Origin of the sequence: Clostridium acetobutylicum ATCC 824 (assembly GCF_000008765.1) — a bacterium.
Classification (GTDB): Bacteria; Bacillota; Clostridia; order Clostridiales; family Clostridiaceae; genus Clostridium_S; species Clostridium_S acetobutylicum.
The window spans coordinates 1,146,557-1,163,296 of record NC_003030.1; the positions used below are offsets into that span (position 1 = coordinate 1,146,557).

General features: G+C 31.0%; 16 protein-coding genes. 9 read left to right on the forward strand and 7 right to left on the reverse strand.

The features are described from left to right. The first annotated feature begins 53 nt into the window (after positions 1–53). The gene (locus CA_RS05320) at positions 54–527 is read left to right on the forward strand and encodes an ASCH domain-containing protein (RefSeq protein ID WP_010964318.1); all 474 of its coding nucleotides are present in this window, start codon (positions 54–56) and stop codon (positions 525–527) included. Between the two features lie 57 nt (positions 528–584). Here the strand turns inward: CA_RS05320 and CA_RS05325 are convergent, their stop codons facing one another. Next, positions 585–1,772, reverse strand: a complete 1,188-nt coding sequence (locus tag CA_RS05325) for a pyridoxal phosphate-dependent aminotransferase (RefSeq protein WP_010964319.1) — start codon at positions 1,770–1,772, stop codon at positions 585–587. A gap of 15 nt (positions 1,773–1,787) precedes the next feature. Then, positions 1,788–3,269: a nicotinate phosphoribosyltransferase gene (locus CA_RS05330; protein ID WP_010964320.1), complete on the reverse strand. Its 1,482-nt coding sequence runs from the start codon at positions 3,267–3,269 to the stop codon at positions 1,788–1,790. Between the two features lie 438 nt (positions 3,270–3,707). On the opposite strand from CA_RS05330, the gene CA_RS05335 reads away from it, so the two are divergent. The 3 genes from CA_RS05335 (at position 3,708) to CA_RS05345 (ending at position 7,577) form a co-directional block, all read left to right on the forward strand. Continuing rightward, the gene (locus CA_RS05335) at positions 3,708–5,906 is read left to right on the forward strand and encodes an ATP-dependent helicase (protein ID WP_010964321.1); all 2,199 of its coding nucleotides are present in this window, start codon (positions 3,708–3,710) and stop codon (positions 5,904–5,906) included. Positions 5,907–6,220: 314 nt separating this feature from the next. Beyond that, a complete protein-coding gene (locus CA_RS05340; RefSeq protein WP_010964322.1) occupies positions 6,221–7,204 on the forward strand; it encodes a hypothetical protein in 984 nt (327 codons plus the stop codon). A gap of 25 nt (positions 7,205–7,229) precedes the next feature. Further along, positions 7,230–7,577, forward strand: coding sequence for a hypothetical protein (locus CA_RS05345; RefSeq protein ID WP_010964323.1), 348 nt, complete (start codon positions 7,230–7,232; stop codon positions 7,575–7,577). A 73-nt stretch (positions 7,578–7,650) separates the two neighbouring features. Here the strand turns inward: CA_RS05345 and CA_RS05350 are convergent, their stop codons facing one another. Continuing rightward, positions 7,651–8,091 carry an NUDIX hydrolase gene (locus tag CA_RS05350; protein ID WP_010964324.1) on the reverse strand — a complete coding sequence of 147 codons (441 nt, stop codon included), beginning with the start codon at positions 8,089–8,091 and terminating at the stop codon, positions 7,651–7,653. 106 nt (positions 8,092–8,197) lie between these two features. Between CA_RS05350 and CA_RS05355 the strand changes: the two genes are divergently transcribed. Next, positions 8,198–8,353: a hypothetical protein gene (locus CA_RS05355; RefSeq protein ID WP_013913535.1), complete on the forward strand. Its 156-nt coding sequence runs from the start codon at positions 8,198–8,200 to the stop codon at positions 8,351–8,353. 83 nt (positions 8,354–8,436) lie between these two features. Here CA_RS05355 and CA_RS05360 read toward each other — a convergent pair whose 3' ends face one another. Continuing rightward, complete coding sequence (locus CA_RS05360) at positions 8,437–8,937, reverse strand: GNAT family N-acetyltransferase (RefSeq protein ID WP_014518886.1); 501 nt, start codon at positions 8,935–8,937, stop codon at positions 8,437–8,439. A gap of 301 nt (positions 8,938–9,238) precedes the next feature. On the opposite strand from CA_RS05360, the gene CA_RS05365 reads away from it, so the two are divergent. Further along, a complete protein-coding gene (locus CA_RS05365) occupies positions 9,239–9,616 on the forward strand; it encodes a hypothetical protein (RefSeq protein ID WP_010964326.1) in 378 nt (125 codons plus the stop codon). Between the two features lie 57 nt (positions 9,617–9,673). Here CA_RS05365 and CA_RS05370 read toward each other — a convergent pair whose 3' ends face one another. Next, entirely contained in the window at positions 9,674–10,513 is an 840-nt protein-coding gene (locus tag CA_RS05370; RefSeq protein WP_010964327.1) for a peptidoglycan-binding protein, read from the reverse strand. 121 nt (positions 10,514–10,634) lie between these two features. Further along, on the reverse strand, positions 10,635–11,672 hold the full coding sequence (locus CA_RS05375; protein WP_010964328.1) for a metallophosphoesterase family protein: 1,038 nt from the start codon (positions 11,670–11,672) through the stop codon (positions 10,635–10,637). Between the two features lie 198 nt (positions 11,673–11,870). On the opposite strand from CA_RS05375, the gene CA_RS20455 reads away from it, so the two are divergent. Beyond that, on the forward strand, positions 11,871–12,287 hold the full coding sequence (locus CA_RS20455; RefSeq protein ID WP_010964329.1) for a YkvA family protein: 417 nt from the start codon (positions 11,871–11,873) through the stop codon (positions 12,285–12,287). A gap of 180 nt (positions 12,288–12,467) precedes the next feature. On the opposite strand, the gene CA_RS05385 is transcribed toward CA_RS20455, so the two are convergent. After that, positions 12,468–12,923, reverse strand: coding sequence for a GtrA family protein (locus tag CA_RS05385; protein WP_010964330.1), 456 nt, complete (start codon positions 12,921–12,923; stop codon positions 12,468–12,470). A gap of 558 nt (positions 12,924–13,481) precedes the next feature. Here CA_RS05385 and CA_RS05390 point away from each other — a divergent pair. Together CA_RS05390 and CA_RS05395 are read left to right on the forward strand one after the other, a co-directional pair. Further along, positions 13,482–15,518 carry a cell division protein FtsA gene (locus tag CA_RS05390; RefSeq protein WP_010964331.1) on the forward strand — a complete coding sequence of 679 codons (2,037 nt, stop codon included), beginning with the start codon at positions 13,482–13,484 and terminating at the stop codon, positions 15,516–15,518. 14 nt (positions 15,519–15,532) lie between these two features. Further along, entirely contained in the window at positions 15,533–16,723 is a 1,191-nt protein-coding gene (locus tag CA_RS05395; RefSeq protein WP_010964332.1) for a M20 metallopeptidase family protein, read from the forward strand. Positions 16,724–16,740 lie beyond the last annotated feature (17 nt).

Here is a 16,740-nt window from a genome sequence, read left to right on the forward strand (position 1 = left end):
GGGGCTTGGAGAATATATCCAGGCCCTTTAGATGGTATTAGGAGGACATTAATATGGAAAGAGAACATGATACAGTAAAGAAAATGTGGACAGATTATTTAGGATTTATAGAAGAAGATATAGAGAATACTGAAAAAACGTATTCTTCATGGTATTTTGGAGGAGATAAAAATAGTGCAAATAATTTAGCTGATCTTGTAATGAAGGGAACTAAAAGAGGGACTACAAGTCTATACTACTTTTATGAATTGGAAAATGATCCATTACCTAAAAAGGGTGATTTTAGTATAATTACGGATTATAGTGGTACAGCACAGTGTGTAATTGAAACTACTAAGGTAACAGTGCTGCCATTTAAGGAAGTAACAGAGGAGCTTGCGTTTATAGAGGGAGAGGGAGACAAATCTTTAGATTACTGGAAAAGAGCCCATATAAGCTTTTTTACAAAAGAATTAGAAGAAGAAGGAAAGAAATTTTCAGAGGATATGCTAGTAGTATTTGAAGAATTTAAAGTGGTTTATAAATAAATTTAAGATATAGGTTTGATAAAAAGCATACATAAAAATTGTATGCTTTTTATAATTTTATTTATTATATTCTTCAAGTGCCTTTTTTAGTATAACTATAGAATTCTCTATGTCCTCTATACTTGTACAATATGAAAATCTTGCTTCGCTTTTTCCAAGGCCCAAAGTTGCATAAAAACCTGAAGCAGGAGCGAACATGACAGTTTCGTTGTTATAAGAAAAGTCTGTAAGAAGCCATTTTGCAAAGGCATCTGAATCATCTACTGGAAGCTTTGCTAATATATAAAATGCTCCTTCAGGTTTACTGCAGATAACTCCAGGAATACTACTAAGACCTGAATACATTATATCTCGTCTTTTCTTATAGGCCATTTTTACATCTGTTATATAGCTTCCCATTGTATTTATTAAATTTGCAGCAGCATATTGTTCAATAGTTGAAACACAAAGTCTTGCCTGACATAACTTAAGTATTTGGTGCATTAAGTCCTTATTTTTAGAAGCAACTAAACCAATTCTAGCACCGCAGGCACTATAATGTTTTGATATACTGTCAACGAGAATAACTCTATCAAGTATATCAGTTAAATGTATACTTGAAGTATATGGAACGTTATCGAATATGAACTGTCTGTAAACTTCATCAGATATGATGAATAAGTTATACTCCTTTGCTATTTCTCCAAGCATTCGCATCTCCTCATAGGAATAGACTGTCCCAGTTGGATTGCAAGGATTTGAAAGCATAATACATTTAGTTTTATCAGTTATTTTAGCTATGATTTCTTCCTTTTTTGGAAGATGGAAGTTATCTTCTATCTTTGTTTCAAAGGGAACAATTTTTGCACCCGAAACTTTTGCAAAACTATTGTAGTTAGAGTAAAATGGCTCAGGACTTAATATCTCATCACCAGGATCACAGGTTGCCATTATTGCGAATTGTATGGCCTCACTTCCACCGTGAGTAATCATTATTTCATCCTTTTCGAAATATATGTTTGAATCAGACAAAGATCTTATAAAACTATCTATTAAAGTATCTATTCCTTGAGAATCAGAATATTTAACTATTTTTTCGTTATAATTTGTAATGCCCTGAAAGAAAGTATCAGGAGTTTTTACATCTGGCTGACCTATATTTAAATGGTATACTTTTATACCTCTATCTTCAGCAGCCTTTGAAAGTGGAACTAACTTTCTTATTGGTGAAAAATCCATATTGTGAACTCTATTTGAGAAATTCAATTTAACATCCTCCTATTAGCTATTAAATGCATTAGAATATTTTTCAAGTAAATTGTGCTTTAGATCCCAAAGCTTTTTTGAAAGATCAACATAATAAGTATGTGGATTTTCAAGTCTTAAAACTTCAGCCCAAAGCTTTTCTGTTTCTTTTTTTGCTATATTTCTTATTTCTAAAACTTCAGGATTTTCATATACGAGTTCTCCTTTTTTAAATAATTGAACTCTTAAATCTTTAACATAGTAATGCGTTAATTTCTTTTTCTTCCAAGTGTAAATAGGATCAAATATTTCAAGAGGTTTAGTTTCATCAATTACCTCATCATTTAAAGTAATCAAATCCGCTAAAGCCTTGTCTGTTTCCTTATCGAACAATCTGTAGATTTTTTTGAAGCCTGGGTTTGTTATCTTTTCCTGGTTTTCACTTATTTTGATTTTAGGAACGATATTTCCTTCGTCATTTTCTACAGCACAAAGCTTAAATACTCCTCCAAAAACAGGTTCTGATTTTGCAGTTATAAGTCTTTCGCCTACTCCGAAACTGTCAACTTCAGCGCCTTGAAGAAGAACATCTGTTATTATATGTTCATCTAATGAATTGGAAATTACAATTTTACAATCGCTGTATCCAGCTTCATCAAGGATTTTTCTGCATTTTTTTGTAAGATAAGTTATATCACCGCTGTCTATTCTTATTCCGCTAGGTCTTATACCTTTTGGTTTTAAAACTTCATCAAAAACTTTTATAGCGTTAGGAAGACCTGATTTTAAAACGTTATAAGTATCTACTAAAAGTACGCAATTTTCAGGATATACATCAGCCCAAGCTTTAAAAGCTTCAAATTCATTATCAAATAATTGAACCCAACTGTGAGCCATGGTACCAACAGCATTAACTCCAAACATTTGCTCAGATATAGTGCAAGCAGTTGAGCTGCAACCGCCTATAACAGCTGCTCTTGCACCATAAATAGCTCCGTCATAGCCTTGAGCACGTCTAGAACCAAACTCCATAACAGGTCTGTTTCCAGCAGCTCTGCATATCCTGTTTGCTTTTGTGGCTATTAAAGTTTGGTGATTTATTGTTAATAGTATCATAGTTTCAACAAATTGAGCTTGAATTGCAGGGCCTTTTACAGTTACAAGAGGTTCATTTGGAAATACAGGATTACCCTCTGGTACTGCCCATACATCGCATTCAAATTTAAAGTCTTTAAGATATGAAAGGAATTCTTCAGAAAATTCGTGTTTACTTCTTAGATAATCTATATCTTCCTTTGTAAATCTTAAATTAGAAAGGTACTCTGTTAGTTGTTGCACACCAGCCATTATGCAGTAGCCACCGTTGTCAGGAACCCTTCTAAAAAACATATCAAAATAGGCTGTTTTATTTCCCACATTTTTATTTAAGTATCCATTTCCCATAGTAAGTTCGTAGAAATCCACTAGCATTGTCAGATTTCTGTCATCCTTAATATCAAAATTCTTTTTGAATTCCATAAAAATTTCCCCTATCATTTAAGTGGTATAGTTATGCATTTGTTTTCCTGTAGGGTTTCCATAGTTAAATATAAACAAAAGCCCTACTAATGTATTTATATATTATAACTTATTCTAATACCATATCAAAATTATTACAATATATTTTCGCAATGTAGTGGCATACCACCTTAAAAGTATTTTTACAACATAGTGGTACATACATTTATATAACTTATGTAGAAATCTTCGTAAGCTGTGCTTTAAAGCGAAGATAAAATTAATTGGGTTAGGTATTTGAAATTATAGTGGTTTAAAATTTTTTAATATGATAAGAATTAAAAATGTGATGATTATATAATTTTTTAGTTTGACTACTTACTAGAAGAAATATAAAATGTATAAGTTAAACAAAAATAAAATATTTGAAAGTATAAGTTTAAACTAGGTGGGTAAGGTATGATTTCAGAAGCTGTAAAAAGAGAATTTTGTTTATTGAGAGATAAAATAATAGAACAAAGCTATAAACATCTTGATAACATGCAGAGAAATGCAGTTTTTAATGGTGGAAGTAACTGCATTGTCGTAGCATGTCCAGGAGCAGGAAAAACTCAAGTTATTCTTAATAGAGTAGATTATCTATGTAAATTTGGACCAGTATATAATACTGAGTATGTTCCTGATTCTCTAAAACAAGAGGATTTAGAATATATGAGGGATTACTTAAATAATTTTTCAATTAAGAAGACAAGCATAATAACCAATAGAATTAGGCATCTTATGAGCTTGAAAAAAGTCTCCACTGACAATATCATAGTAATAACTTTTACAAAGGCTGCAGCGGTAAATATGAAGCGAAGATATATAAACTATTTTAATAGTAGAAAAACGCCTTTTTTTGGAACCTTTCATAGTTTGTTCTATAAGATACTATCAAGGCATAAAGGAAATATAAAAATCATAGAGGAAATTCAAAAATACAATATAGTTAAATCAGTTCTTATGAAGTACATGGATGAAGTAAATGATGATAAGCTAAGAGAGGTAATAAACGATATATCAAGTCTTAAGTGCAGCGAGTGCAGCATGGAAGACTTTAAGTCTCAAGTAGATAAGAAAATTTTTGAGGAATGCTATGAAAGATACGAAAGCTATAAGAAGGATAATTCACTTATGGATTTTGATGATCTTCAAATAGAGTGTATGAAAATGTTTGAGGAAAGACCTGAACTCCTTCGCGGCTACAGTAATCTATTTATGTATGTTTTAGTTGATGAATTTCAAGATTCCGATTCTCTTCAAATAAAGCTTTTAAAGATGCTAAGTGAAAAAAGCAGTATATATGCAGTAGGAGATGAAGATCAATGTATATATTCTTTTAGAGGTTCAAGGCCAGATTGCATGGTGGATTTTGATAAGATATTTAAGGATGGAAGAAAGCTATTTCTAAGTACAAACTATAGAAGTGTTAGGAATATAGTTGACATTTCCAAGAATTTAATAGCAAATAATGAGAAGAGAAATTTAAAGGACATAGATGCAAATAAATCAGACAGTGGAAAGATAACTATAATTAACAGCAAAAATGAGAATATAGAAGCAGATAAAATAACAATAGAAATTGAAAAATTAAAAAACATATCAGACTATAATTATTCTGATATTGCGATACTGTATAGAACTAATGTTGAAAGTAGGAGTCTAATTGACAGTTTCATAAGAAGAAATATTCCTTTTAAGTTTTTGGATAGGGAGTATAATTTTTTTGAACATTTTATATGTAAAGATATAGCTGCGTATTTAAGGCTTAGTATTGATGAATTTAATCGCGAAAGTTTTTTGCGGATAATAAATAGACCATTTAGGTATATAAGTAAGGTTAATCTTCAAAAAGTAAAAAGTTATGGCAATATGGAAAGTGTCTTTGATATATTAAAAAATATAGAGGATCTTCCTATATTCCAAATTAAAGACATTGAAAAACTTCAAACTAAGATAAGAAATTTAAATAAAATGTCCCTTTTAAGTGCTGTGCAGTTTATAATTTCAGATTTAGGCTATAGTGATTATATTCAAGATTACTGTAAAAAAAGAGGCTTTGATGTGGAAGAAATGATGGATATAATTGAAGAATTTAAAAGTGCTTGTGATGGATATAATAATATAATTAAATTTCTTTCACATATAGAAGAGGTTAGGGAGAAAATAAAAGAAAATAAAGTAGATACAAGTAAGGACACGGTTCTTTTAAGTACAATTCACGGAGTAAAAGGCATGGAATTTAAAAATGTATTTATAATAAACTGTGATGAGGAAAATATACCACATAAGAACAGTATTGATGAGAATATAGAAGAGGAAAGAAGACTTTTTTATGTTGGAATAACGCGTGCAATAGAAAATTTGTGGATTTCTATAACGAGTGAGCTTAAAGGCTGCGTTAGAAAGCCTTCAAGATTTATAAAGGAATGTAAACTTAATTTGAATGATTTTGAAGGAAAATATAAAAAAGGTGATAAGGTAGAGCACGTTTCTTTTGGCTTAGGTGAAATTATAAGTATTGAAGATGAGGTTACGGAAATAAGGTTTAAGAATGACACTAGAAGATTTGATACCAGTGTACTTTTGAATGCAAAATTAATGCGAAGATGCCAGTGAAAAATTATATATTGGAAACCATACTGCAAGTATATATTATTGAATTACAAAGAAAAAGTAGGATAAAACAAAATATTATTAGTAAAAAAGTTGTGCAAGCAATGAAGAGAAAACTTTTGGCTTGCACATTTTTATTTTGCCTCATAAAAATTTAATATAGAATTTAATAATATTAATCAATAGAAATACCAAGGAATATAGATGATGTCTTAAAATAGGGTAAAGAAGTAACAGAAGAAATATATAAACTTTCTATTCAATTAAATGGAGCCAAAACAGCATTAATAAATGCAGATAAGAATAGTTCGAATACAATGAAAGTGTCTTATGGAATTTTATATAGAGGAAATAGTACAAGTGATTTAAGAAAAACTAATGAAAAAAGTGCTAAAATAAAAGATAGTAAAGAAGGCTTATTTGATGAATGGAAACATAAGGCAGAAGGCTTCTTAAACTTTGCTTCAAAGGAAAGTAAAAAAATTATACATGAGACTCAAGGAGAGTTAGGGGAAGCGTTTAAGGAAACAGAGAACTTTGTTTCTAAGGCAATTGATAGACTAAATAAAAGCTTAGCTGATTTTAAGTACATAGGAGGAAGTGTAGTAACACATCCATTGTTATTTATGTATGGCTTGTCAGGTGCTGTAGTGGATAATTCTGCGGGAAACAAAGCCTTAGAGGAGACAATAAAACATAATTACGAATATAAGTATGAAACTGACAAGGATTATAAAGCATTAACAGCTATAAAGGCAGGAGAAACTGCTGGGGATGCAGGAAGTATGGTAGTAGGTGGAGCTCTTATGGGTGGTGGTGGAGCAGTAGATGGTGCAGGTTATGTGCTTGCAGTTCCAACACTTGGAACAGTTACTGTACCAGCAGAAGCGATAGGTACCGCAGCTATGGTAGCAGGAGGATACATATTTGCTAATTCATCTGGTAAATTTGGAAGTGATGCTCAAAGTGTTTTTAATTATGCTCATATAGGAGAAGATTCGGACCAAGTAGTATCAAGAATAGCTGATAATCCTGCGCTAACTAAGAAAGCTGAAAAAATGGGATCAAATGAAAGAATTCAACAGGAATCAGATCATCTGATTCAGGAATTAGCACAAGGAAACAAAAATCCCGGATTAGGGAGTAAAAATTTATTTAAAGATGTTTCGTATTTAAGAGGCAGAAATGGTGCAAGAATTTTTTATAGAATTGTTGATGGTAAGATAGAGATACTAGCTAAGGCAAGTAAGGCAAATGAGCAAAAGGTAATTAGTATACTTACAAAGATGTATAACAAATAAAAATATAAATAATAGGAGAGGTAATATGATAGTTAAGAAAATTAGTTTTGCAACACCATTAGAAACATTAAAAGATATTAAAGATGATAATATTGATGTTTTTGTGGAGTTAGAAGATGGCTACAGTTATACAATAGTTGTAGCAACTGAACAAAATTTAATAACTCAGATGAACAATTCAAAAAAAGATTTTATTGAAGCTGGATGTCCATTTGTTATAGTGAAAGAATTGAGAAAAAATATTATAAAGGATGCTGTTCAATCATATGCTGAGGGTAATGCATATTGGCTTAAATTAAATCACCTGTCTGCTGAATTTGATATAAGTGTATTGGATAAAATGATAGAAAAAATGAATAAAGACAATGATTAGAAGTAAATATTCAGGTATAAATGGAAAAACAAAATTTTTTATATTTTTTCTGAAAGATTGAATAGAGTGGAGGCTATGAAATACTACATAATATATAATTTTTAACTTTATCAATTAATTTGGGTTGAATAAGTGGATATGTCCATTTTGTAGGCAGGTTTTCAAATAAACATACTTTTTCTATTTCTGATTTTGGTAGTTTTCCAAATGTTTTAATATCTGAATAATATAACATTCCATAGCTTTCTTGACCACTATTATTAACTCTAGTTTTTCCAATAACTGAGTATACACAAATTGGTTTTATCGCATACTCGCATGCTCCTGTTTCTTCAAATAATTCTCTTTTTGCAGTATCAAGAATTAGTTCATTTTCTTCCCTACGGCCACCTGGAACTTCATATGTACTACGTTCTCTATGTTTACAAAAAACCCACTTGCCATTGTGCCTCGCAACAATAACAGCAAATTTTAGCAGACTATCCTCAACACCTTTATAAAATTTTACTTCCATATTGTTAACCTCCAATTATTTTGCTATATTTTACTATTCTTTATTAGATTATAGCTTTTAATAGCACTTATTACAACATAATTTACAAAGTATCACATCTACTAGTGTGGAAGCAGAGATACGTGTTGGGGAGGTTGATGTTTTCGAAACACTAAAGACACCATATGGTAAATTTAAAGTTTACGAAAGACAAAATGGCAGATACGTTGGATATACAAATCTTCTGTTTAAAGATGAATATAGATGTGCATTTGATTTTTAGACATAGCAATTAAAATTTGTATATTGGTAAAATTATTAAAAGGCATGGAATTAAAAAATGTATTTATAATAATAATTAAAAGTTTAGATATTCTTCTCATAGCAATAGAAAGGAAGGTCTCTCACTGGAAGATAAAATTGGCCAACTTTCTTATAATCAAGATTAGAATATAGCTTAAGTGCTTTATTATTTCCACTATAAGCGTCTAATCTAATGCTGGAATAGTTATTTTTAGTAGCTAAATCTTCAATGAACTTTAATATTTTTTTTGCAATACCTCTTCCTTGAAATTCGGGCTGAACACATAACCTATGAATAACTAATATCTTTTTTTCATGAGTAAGCCAGTCTATTTGACTGTATTCAGGCGGTTGCTGTTCATTTATTGCAACGTAGGCTACACATCTTTCATTATCCTTTAAAACGTAGCAGTCCTTACGTTTAATATCATTTTCAATAATATCTGAAGAAGGATAAAATTCATCCCATTGGTATATGCCTTGACTTTTCATATATCTTATACAGTTAGAGATTATATCAATTACGCCTGATAGGTCTTCTGTCTGTCCTTTAATAATATTCATCTTTCTTTTCTCCTTGACAATAATTTAATATATTTGAACTTCTTTAATTAAGTAATAAGCTTGAGTTAATACATCTTTTAGTATAACAATAATTTCAATATATGTATATAATTAAACAAATGTTGATTCTCTTTCCCTAAAATTCGATGTTTGGTGTAGGAATGGACTGCATCTCTTGGACAGAAGTTATATATTTAAAATGTAAGACTTTGAGATGAACATTAAAATATATTTAGCACCACATATTGTTAAATTGAATATTATAATAAAAGAATCAATAAAAACTTCAGGAGATTAGTAAATGAATGGTTATAGAGACCACAGTATAAGAACTAGCCAATTTTACTGCCCATATTTTAATGATAAGTATATTTACTCACAAGGTGGATATAGGCAGAAGGTAGAGGAATATCCAGCTCAATATCAAAGCCACCCACAAAGCCCGCCGCCAGATTATATACCTAGATTTCCAACAACTACTTATAATGCTATTGCCTCTAGCAGTATATCTCCGTGCAATAATAAATACACATATTTGTGGCTAAAAAATGGAGAAGCTTTTTGGTCTTATATTGCGTATGTAGGTACTAGATCAATTTCTGGATGGAGATATGATAGGGGAAGATGGGTACAATTCGGTTTAAATCTAGTACAGATTAGAAATTTTACTTGTATATAAGAAAAGAAACTTCCATATTAGATATAAAATATGGAGGTTTCTTTTCTCAATAAGATTTTATACAGGTCGAGCACCATTTAAGAGCTGTTCTGTGCTTAGTCCAAAGGTGTACTGAAAATGAGGAGCATCCACAAGGGTTATTGCATAACTAGTCCAGTTACCACCCCATTCCAAGCCTACCTGTTGTCCAAGTCGTCCCATTTCATTAAAGGAAGTTATATCATTCCAAGAAACTTGGCCGTTCTCAACAGGTGCACAGTCAAAGGCCAAACCCCAGTTGTGATAGGAATCCCCTCCTTGAGCATCAGTAACTATATTACCAGGCATAGTTCTACCCTGAGTATATAATTGATCCTGCTCATACCAACTTCTAAAGGCTTGAATTACCCTAACATTTAATCCATTAGCAGTACATAAATTAAGAAAACGTTGGGCTAATAAGGCTACGTATGGATTTAAAGAACTTAAGCTTATGGAGCTAGGTCTATTACTGTAATTAATAACAGGATTAGGATTAAATAATTGCTGCCGTGTTCTTGGATCTACAACACCATTTTTAACTAGTCCATTAACACTTTGGAATCTAGTAACAGCGTCAATAGTTACTGGTCCAAATATTCCATTTGGAGTTCCAACTGTAAAATATACAGAATTGAGTTTGTTTTGTATGGAAGTAACCTGACTTAGTAGGACACTCCAAGTAATTGGTCCTACAATGCCATCTGGAACCAGTTTATGTTCAACTTGAAAATCTCTTACTACTTCGTAAGTTAGTGAGTCAAACACACCAGTAACCTTAAGGCCATTGTACCTATAATTTAAACCATATAAGTTCATTTGAAGTATCCTAACAGAAGGACCCTCGTAATACAAGCGTAGAGTAGGAAATGTAGGCATTATACTTCTCCTTTGAAATATATATACATATCTATATTATGTTGATGTCTAGTGTTTGGTGAATTATTTAAGAAAGAATTAAAAAGATGGAGAGAACTTAAAGTATTCTCTCCATTCTTTATTAAAAGTTTATTGTACGTGTATTTACTTGTTGAGGTCCATCACTTCTGTACTTAACGCCTTGAACAACTACACCATCACTGTATACAGTTACGTGATATCCTTCAGGGTCATTGTCAGTATTTCCAAGAGAAGGAACACCAAAGATACTAGCAGAAGAACTGCCTAGGGAACAGAAATTATCGCTGTCACCATAGTATGCATTACTAAATTCTCTGTGAGTATGTCCTGTAAACATTATAACTTCAGGATGCCCGTTTAATGCATATTGCTCTAAAGTGTCAGTATTTAAAAGAGTTCCCCAACCTGAAAAATTTGGATTGGTAGGATCTGATCCATATACAGTGTACTGTAGAGGTTGATGTAAGAAAACAAACATAGGTTTTTTGCCTCTTGAATTACTCCATTCATTTCTATTTGTTCTAATAGTGCTACTTAACCAGTCTATTTGGCTAGGATTAAGATAAGCGTCACATGGATTAGAAGGTATTTCGTCAGTGCCTAAAAAAGCGAGTCTATCGTTTTTATTATTTATGTATTGTAAATCGTATGAGTTATTACGAGCAGAATCTGTTACACCTGGTCTGGAACCTATAAGTGAGCGGATTCTATTTGTGTTGTAATTGAAATTATTAAGACAAGTTTGATAATTTCCTGTGCTAGTGCCTCCAAAAGAATATTCATGATTACCAATGTTAAAATACATGTATGGAATTTTATATCCGTTGTTAGATAAATCGCCCTTAATTTGAGATATATTATTGTACAATTGATCATAAGTATCCTGGTAAGCTGTATCAACATTATCGCCATTAAATACTACGCATTGGTCATTTGAGTTATATTTTGCTATACACTCTAAGGTTGTTTTGAGATTTTTAGTGGCATGCCATCCACCTTGATCGTCTGAACCTATGTGAGTATCGGAAATAACATCAAATTCATATTGTGCACTAGCTTTAATTGCTGTTGCAGAGTATATACCAAAGGTAGCAACTGCTGCAATTAAAAGTGATAGGAATGTTTTTCTCTTTTTCATAAAATTACCCCCAATTAAATAATGTGTTTATTTTTATATTTTAATGTAATTGTACATTGAAATTATAAAAATGTCAAATAATGAAATATATTTAAATAAAATACATAAAAATTGTACAGAAATAAATTATGATTATTTTATGCTTTGATAACTAAAGATATCTGTGTTGAATAGATTAAAAAAAGAGAGGAAAGCAAAGTGATAAAATTTCTAATGAGGACAAATAAAAAGGTTAGAAAGTTAAAAAAAAAGACAGGATTAAAAAGGAAACTGGAAATTCTATATCTTGCTTATAGAAGAAAAGATGTGCCATGGTACGCTAAACTTATCGCAATAGTTGTTGTAGGATATGTTTTAAGTCCTATTGATTTAATTCCAGACTTCATACCTTTTATAGGATATTTAGATGATTTAATTATAGTTCCTATAGGAATATCTTTGGCTATTAGATTAATACCTAAAGAAGTTTTTTATGAATGCAGTAAAGAAGCAGAAGAGGTTTTTAAAGAAGGAAAACCCAAAAGTTGGTTTTTTGGTGTTCTTATAATAATTTTTTGGATTGTAGTTGCTGCATATTTCTTAAATTTATTTTTGAAGAGTCTGTATAGACATTAAAAGCATCAGTGGATTTTTAATTTGTCAGCTGCTTTTAATGGTATATATGATAGTGTAAAACTATTGTAGAATAGCATTTTACTATAAGATGCAGGTGTTAAGAGCTATATAATTTCTGTGAATGTCACTAAATACTGCAATTTTAGAGAGTATCTATACAATATCAAAATAAAAGAGGAACTAAGCAGCTTTGTTATGGTGTGGTTTAGCTATTTTTCCAAAAACCCAAAACCTATACCCTAAGAAATTAACTACTTGAGCAAGTACCATTGAGATTATTTTTGCAAAAAATGAGTTAAAATGACTATTATTTATTAGCAGGCTAAGACCTACTAAGCTTACACCAAGAGAAGCTGCGTTAACTACAATAAATTGAATAATTTCACTTATTGTTTTTTTCTTTGTTCTTGTATCTGTAAATGTCCAAAATTTATTAAATAAATAGCTGTTTAAGGTTCCACTTGAGTAAGATATTATTTGACTTATTATATAGTTTATGCCAAGTAAGCTATTGAATATAGAAAACATTCCGAAATCTACTAAGGTATTTAAACATCCAACACAAACAAATTTTATTAGATGTTTGAATTTTTTATTATCCATAAAAGTACTGTAGATATTTTTTACAATATCCATGGTAACCACTCCTTTTATTATCTTATTTTGTTTATTAATAATAACAATTAAATACGGAATAATTACCATATAAATGTGTTAAAAGTGTGTGATTTTAAAACAAGATAAAAATTACCACATGATAATATGTTACATATGACCTTAAATTGCAAAAAATAATTTGTGATGATAATATATACTTACGCAAGAAAACTATAGTATTAATGTATAATGAATTAATTTAAATTATAAATGCACCACAAAATTTATGTGAGGCATATAATGATTATGAATAAATACTAAATTTTAAATTAGTTTTAATGTATAATGTATGAAAAAAGCAAAATAGAGCATAAACATAAATATATATTGAATATTTAAAAAATAAACGCTTCCTAGAAACTTTATTGAATAATTTTGGTCATTATTATATAATTTTAATAAAGTAGTGTGGAAGATAAGTTAAAACTGTCATGTTATGGTTGGTTTTTTTTCAATTTAGAAGAAAAACCTTATATTTTACTTTTATTTGTCATTTGAGAATTTAAAAAATTTAAATAAAGGGTAGGATTGACGTTAATGAATATTAATATAGAGGATTTAATATTTTCACTTGATATAGGAACAAGAACGGTTATAGGAACTGTAGGCTCAATAAAGGATAAAAAGTTTAGCGTAATAGCTGAAAAGCATACAGAGCACGAGGAAAGGGCTATGGTAGATGGTCAAATTCATGACATAAACCTAGTTGCTAGAGCAGTAAATAAGGTTAAAAGCCAGATTGAGGAAGAGCTAGGGTTTGAACTTAAGGATGTAGCTATAGCTGCAGCAGGTAGATTCCTAAGAACTACAGCTGTAAGATCTGAATTAAACATAGATGAAGATAAAGAAATTGATAAGGATGTAATAAGAGGACTTGAATTAACTGCAGTAAAGAAAGCTCAAGATGAGGTGAATAAGGAGACTGAAGGCAAACTATACTGTGTCGGCTACAGTGTAAAGAATTATTTTTTAAATGGATATGCAATTTCAAACTTGCTTTCTCATAAGGGAAATTCCATAGCAGTTGATGTAATAGCTACATTTTTGCCAAGGTCAATAGTAGAAAGTCTATATGCTGTTATGAATAAGGTTAATTTAAATGTAAAAAGCCTAACGCTTGAACCAATAGCAGCAATGGAAGCAGCGGTACCTAAAAACCTTAGGCTTCTTAATATAGCACTTCTTGATGTAGGAGCAGGAACTTCTGATATAGCCATAAGTTCAAAGGATACGATAAGCGCTTATGGAATGGTTCCGTTTGCAGGTGATGAAATAACAGAGGTAATAGCACAAAATTATTTGGTTGACTTCAATACGGCAGAGAATATAAAGAGAAGCTGCAACGTGGATACTGAAATCAAGTATACTGATGTTCTTGGAATTGAAAATACTATAAAAAGTGAAGAAGTTATAAAATTAATACAGCCTACTGTTCAGAAATTAGCAGAGGAAGTAGCAAATAAAATAATAGAATTAAATGGAGAAAAGTCTCCTAATGCAGTATTTATAGTAGGAGGGGGAGCTCATACTCCTATGCTTAAGGATCTTTTAGCAGAAAATTTAAAAATCCAACCTCAGCGATTGGCAATTAAGGGGAGAGAATCTGTGACTGATTGTATCTGCACAGATAACTCACTTGGAAGTACAGGAGTTACAGTTCTAGGAATAGCACTTGTCGCAATAAGAAGGTTTGGAAATGACTTTATAGATGTAATTTTAAATGATAATATAATAAGTTTATTTAATGCACGTGTTCACACAGTAAAAGATGTAGTGGTTCAGGCGGGAGTAAATCCTAAGCTTTTAATAGGTAAAAATGGAAAGAATGTAAGGTTCATTCTTAATGGCGTTAAAAGAGTAGCATTTGGAACTGTTGCTAAGAATGCAGAAATAAGGATAAATGGTTTAATAGCAAATATAGATTCAGAAGTGAAAGAAAATGATAAAATAGAAATAAAGTATGCAGAGAATGGTATAGATGCTTCTCCTATTATAAAGGACTATGTGAAAAATTTATACAGTTTAGGTTTTTTTATCGATGATGAAGTTGTGAATTTAGAACCTATATTCATAATAAATGGAAACAAGGTAACAATAGACACAGAAATTTCTGAAGGAGATGAGGTGGAAACTGTATATCCTTCTAAATTAATACACTATATAAGATATTATGATAGTGACTTAAATAAAGAGTACTATATTAACAATATAAAGCTTGATGAAAACTATGACATAAAAGAAGGAGATAGAATATACACAAAGCCTAAGGAAGAGGAACAAGAAGTTGAGATTATTCCTTTGGCTGAAGAAGATAAAGAAGAGCAAGAAGTAGTGTCTCATCCTAAGGAAATAGAAAAAGAAGATGATGATGTAAATACCATAGTTGTAGTTGTAAATGGCAATCCAATAAAAATGTCAGGAAAAGAAAAGTATAAATTCGTTGATATATTTGATTACTTTAAATTTGATTTAACACAGGTGAAGGGAAATCTTGTACTTACTTTAAATGGTGAAAAAGTGAGCTTCTTTGATGAACTTCATGATAAGGATATTATAGAAGTAAAATGGGAATAGGAGGAAAAGTTAAAATGAATTATATTGAAGAAGCAAAAGTAATGTATGATGAATTGGTAGCTATAAGAAGAGATTTTCATGAACATCCTGAGCTTGGCTTTGAACTTGAAAGAACCAGTAGCAAGGTAAAAGAGTTTTTAAAAAATGAGGGAATAGAATACTATGAAACTGCAAAAACTGGTATATGTGCTATTATAAGAGGAAAAAACACAGGAAAAACAGTTGGCTTAAGAGGAGATATGGATGCCCTTCCTCTTATGGAGAACAATGAAAATAGAAGCTATTGTTCTAAGGTAAATGGTAGAATGCATGCTTGTGGACATGATGCGCATACAACTATTTTGATGGGAGCTGCAAAGCTGTTAAACAAAATGAAAGATGAACTTCAAGGAAATGTGAAACTTTTTTTTGAACCAGCAGAAGAAACTACAGGTGGAGCACAAATTATGATAGAAGAGGGTGTGCTTGAAAATCCACATGTTGATGCAGTTATAGGACTTCATGTTTCAGAGGATATAGAATGTGGAAAGATAGGTATAAAGAAGGGAGTTGTAAATGCGGCTTCAAACCCATTTACAATAACTATAAAAGGAAGAGGAGCACATGGAGCACATCCAAATGCAGGAGTAGATCCTATTGTCGCTGCGTGTAATATAGTAAATATGCTTCAAACTCTAGTTAGTAGAGAAATTTCACCTGTAAATCCAGCGGTTTTAACTATAGGATACATTCATGGAGGTACTACAGCACAAAATGTAATACCAGAAGATGCTAAAATAGGTGGAATAATAAGAACAATGAAAAAAGAAGATAGGGAGTTTGCTAAAAAGAGATTGAAGGAAATGGTAGAAGGTGCAGCCACTGCTATGAGAACATCAGCATCAATTGATATAGAAGAAAGCTATCCTTGTCTTTATAATGATGATAATATGTTTGAAATGTTTAAAAGTCTAGCAAAGAATCTTTTGAAAGAGGAAAATGTAATAGCTCTTGATGAACCTAGTATGGGAGTTGAAAGCTTTGCGTATTTTTCCATGGAAAGACCATCAGTATTTTATTATTTAGGAGCTAGAAATGAAGAGAAAGGAATAGTAAATCCAGCACATGGAAGTCTCTTTGATGTGGATGAAGACTGCCTTCCTATAGGAGTAGCACTTCAATGCAAGGCGGCAGTAGAGACACTAGAAAGATTGATAAATAAATAAAAGTTCATAGGAGGAAA

Coding starts and splice junctions, on each gene's coding strand:
- CA_RS05320 (WP_010964318.1), top strand. CDS start 54: ATGGAAAGAGAACATGATACAGTAAAGAAAATGTGGACAGATTATTTA.
- CA_RS05330 (WP_010964320.1), bottom strand. CDS start 3,269: ATGGAATTCAAAAAGAATTTTGATATTAAGGATGACAGAAATCTGACA.
- CA_RS05335 (WP_010964321.1), top strand. CDS start 3,708: ATGATTTCAGAAGCTGTAAAAAGAGAATTTTGTTTATTGAGAGATAAA.
- CA_RS05340 (WP_010964322.1), top strand. CDS start 6,221: ATGAAAGTGTCTTATGGAATTTTATATAGAGGAAATAGTACAAGTGAT.
- CA_RS05345 (WP_010964323.1), top strand. CDS start 7,230: ATGATAGTTAAGAAAATTAGTTTTGCAACACCATTAGAAACATTAAAA.
- CA_RS05350 (WP_010964324.1), bottom strand. CDS start 8,091: ATGGAAGTAAAATTTTATAAAGGTGTTGAGGATAGTCTGCTAAAATTT.
- CA_RS05360 (WP_014518886.1), bottom strand. CDS start 8,937: ATGAATATTATTAAAGGACAGACAGAAGACCTATCAGGCGTAATTGAT.
- CA_RS05365 (WP_010964326.1), top strand. CDS start 9,239: ATGAATGGTTATAGAGACCACAGTATAAGAACTAGCCAATTTTACTGC.
- CA_RS05370 (WP_010964327.1), bottom strand. CDS start 10,513: ATGCCTACATTTCCTACTCTACGCTTGTATTACGAGGGTCCTTCTGTT.
- CA_RS05375 (WP_010964328.1), bottom strand. CDS start 11,672: ATGAAAAAGAGAAAAACATTCCTATCACTTTTAATTGCAGCAGTTGCT.
- CA_RS05385 (WP_010964330.1), bottom strand. CDS start 12,923: ATGGATATTGTAAAAAATATCTACAGTACTTTTATGGATAATAAAAAA.
- CA_RS05390 (WP_010964331.1), top strand. CDS start 13,482: ATGAATATTAATATAGAGGATTTAATATTTTCACTTGATATAGGAACA.
- CA_RS05395 (WP_010964332.1), top strand. CDS start 15,533: ATGAATTATATTGAAGAAGCAAAAGTAATGTATGATGAATTGGTAGCT.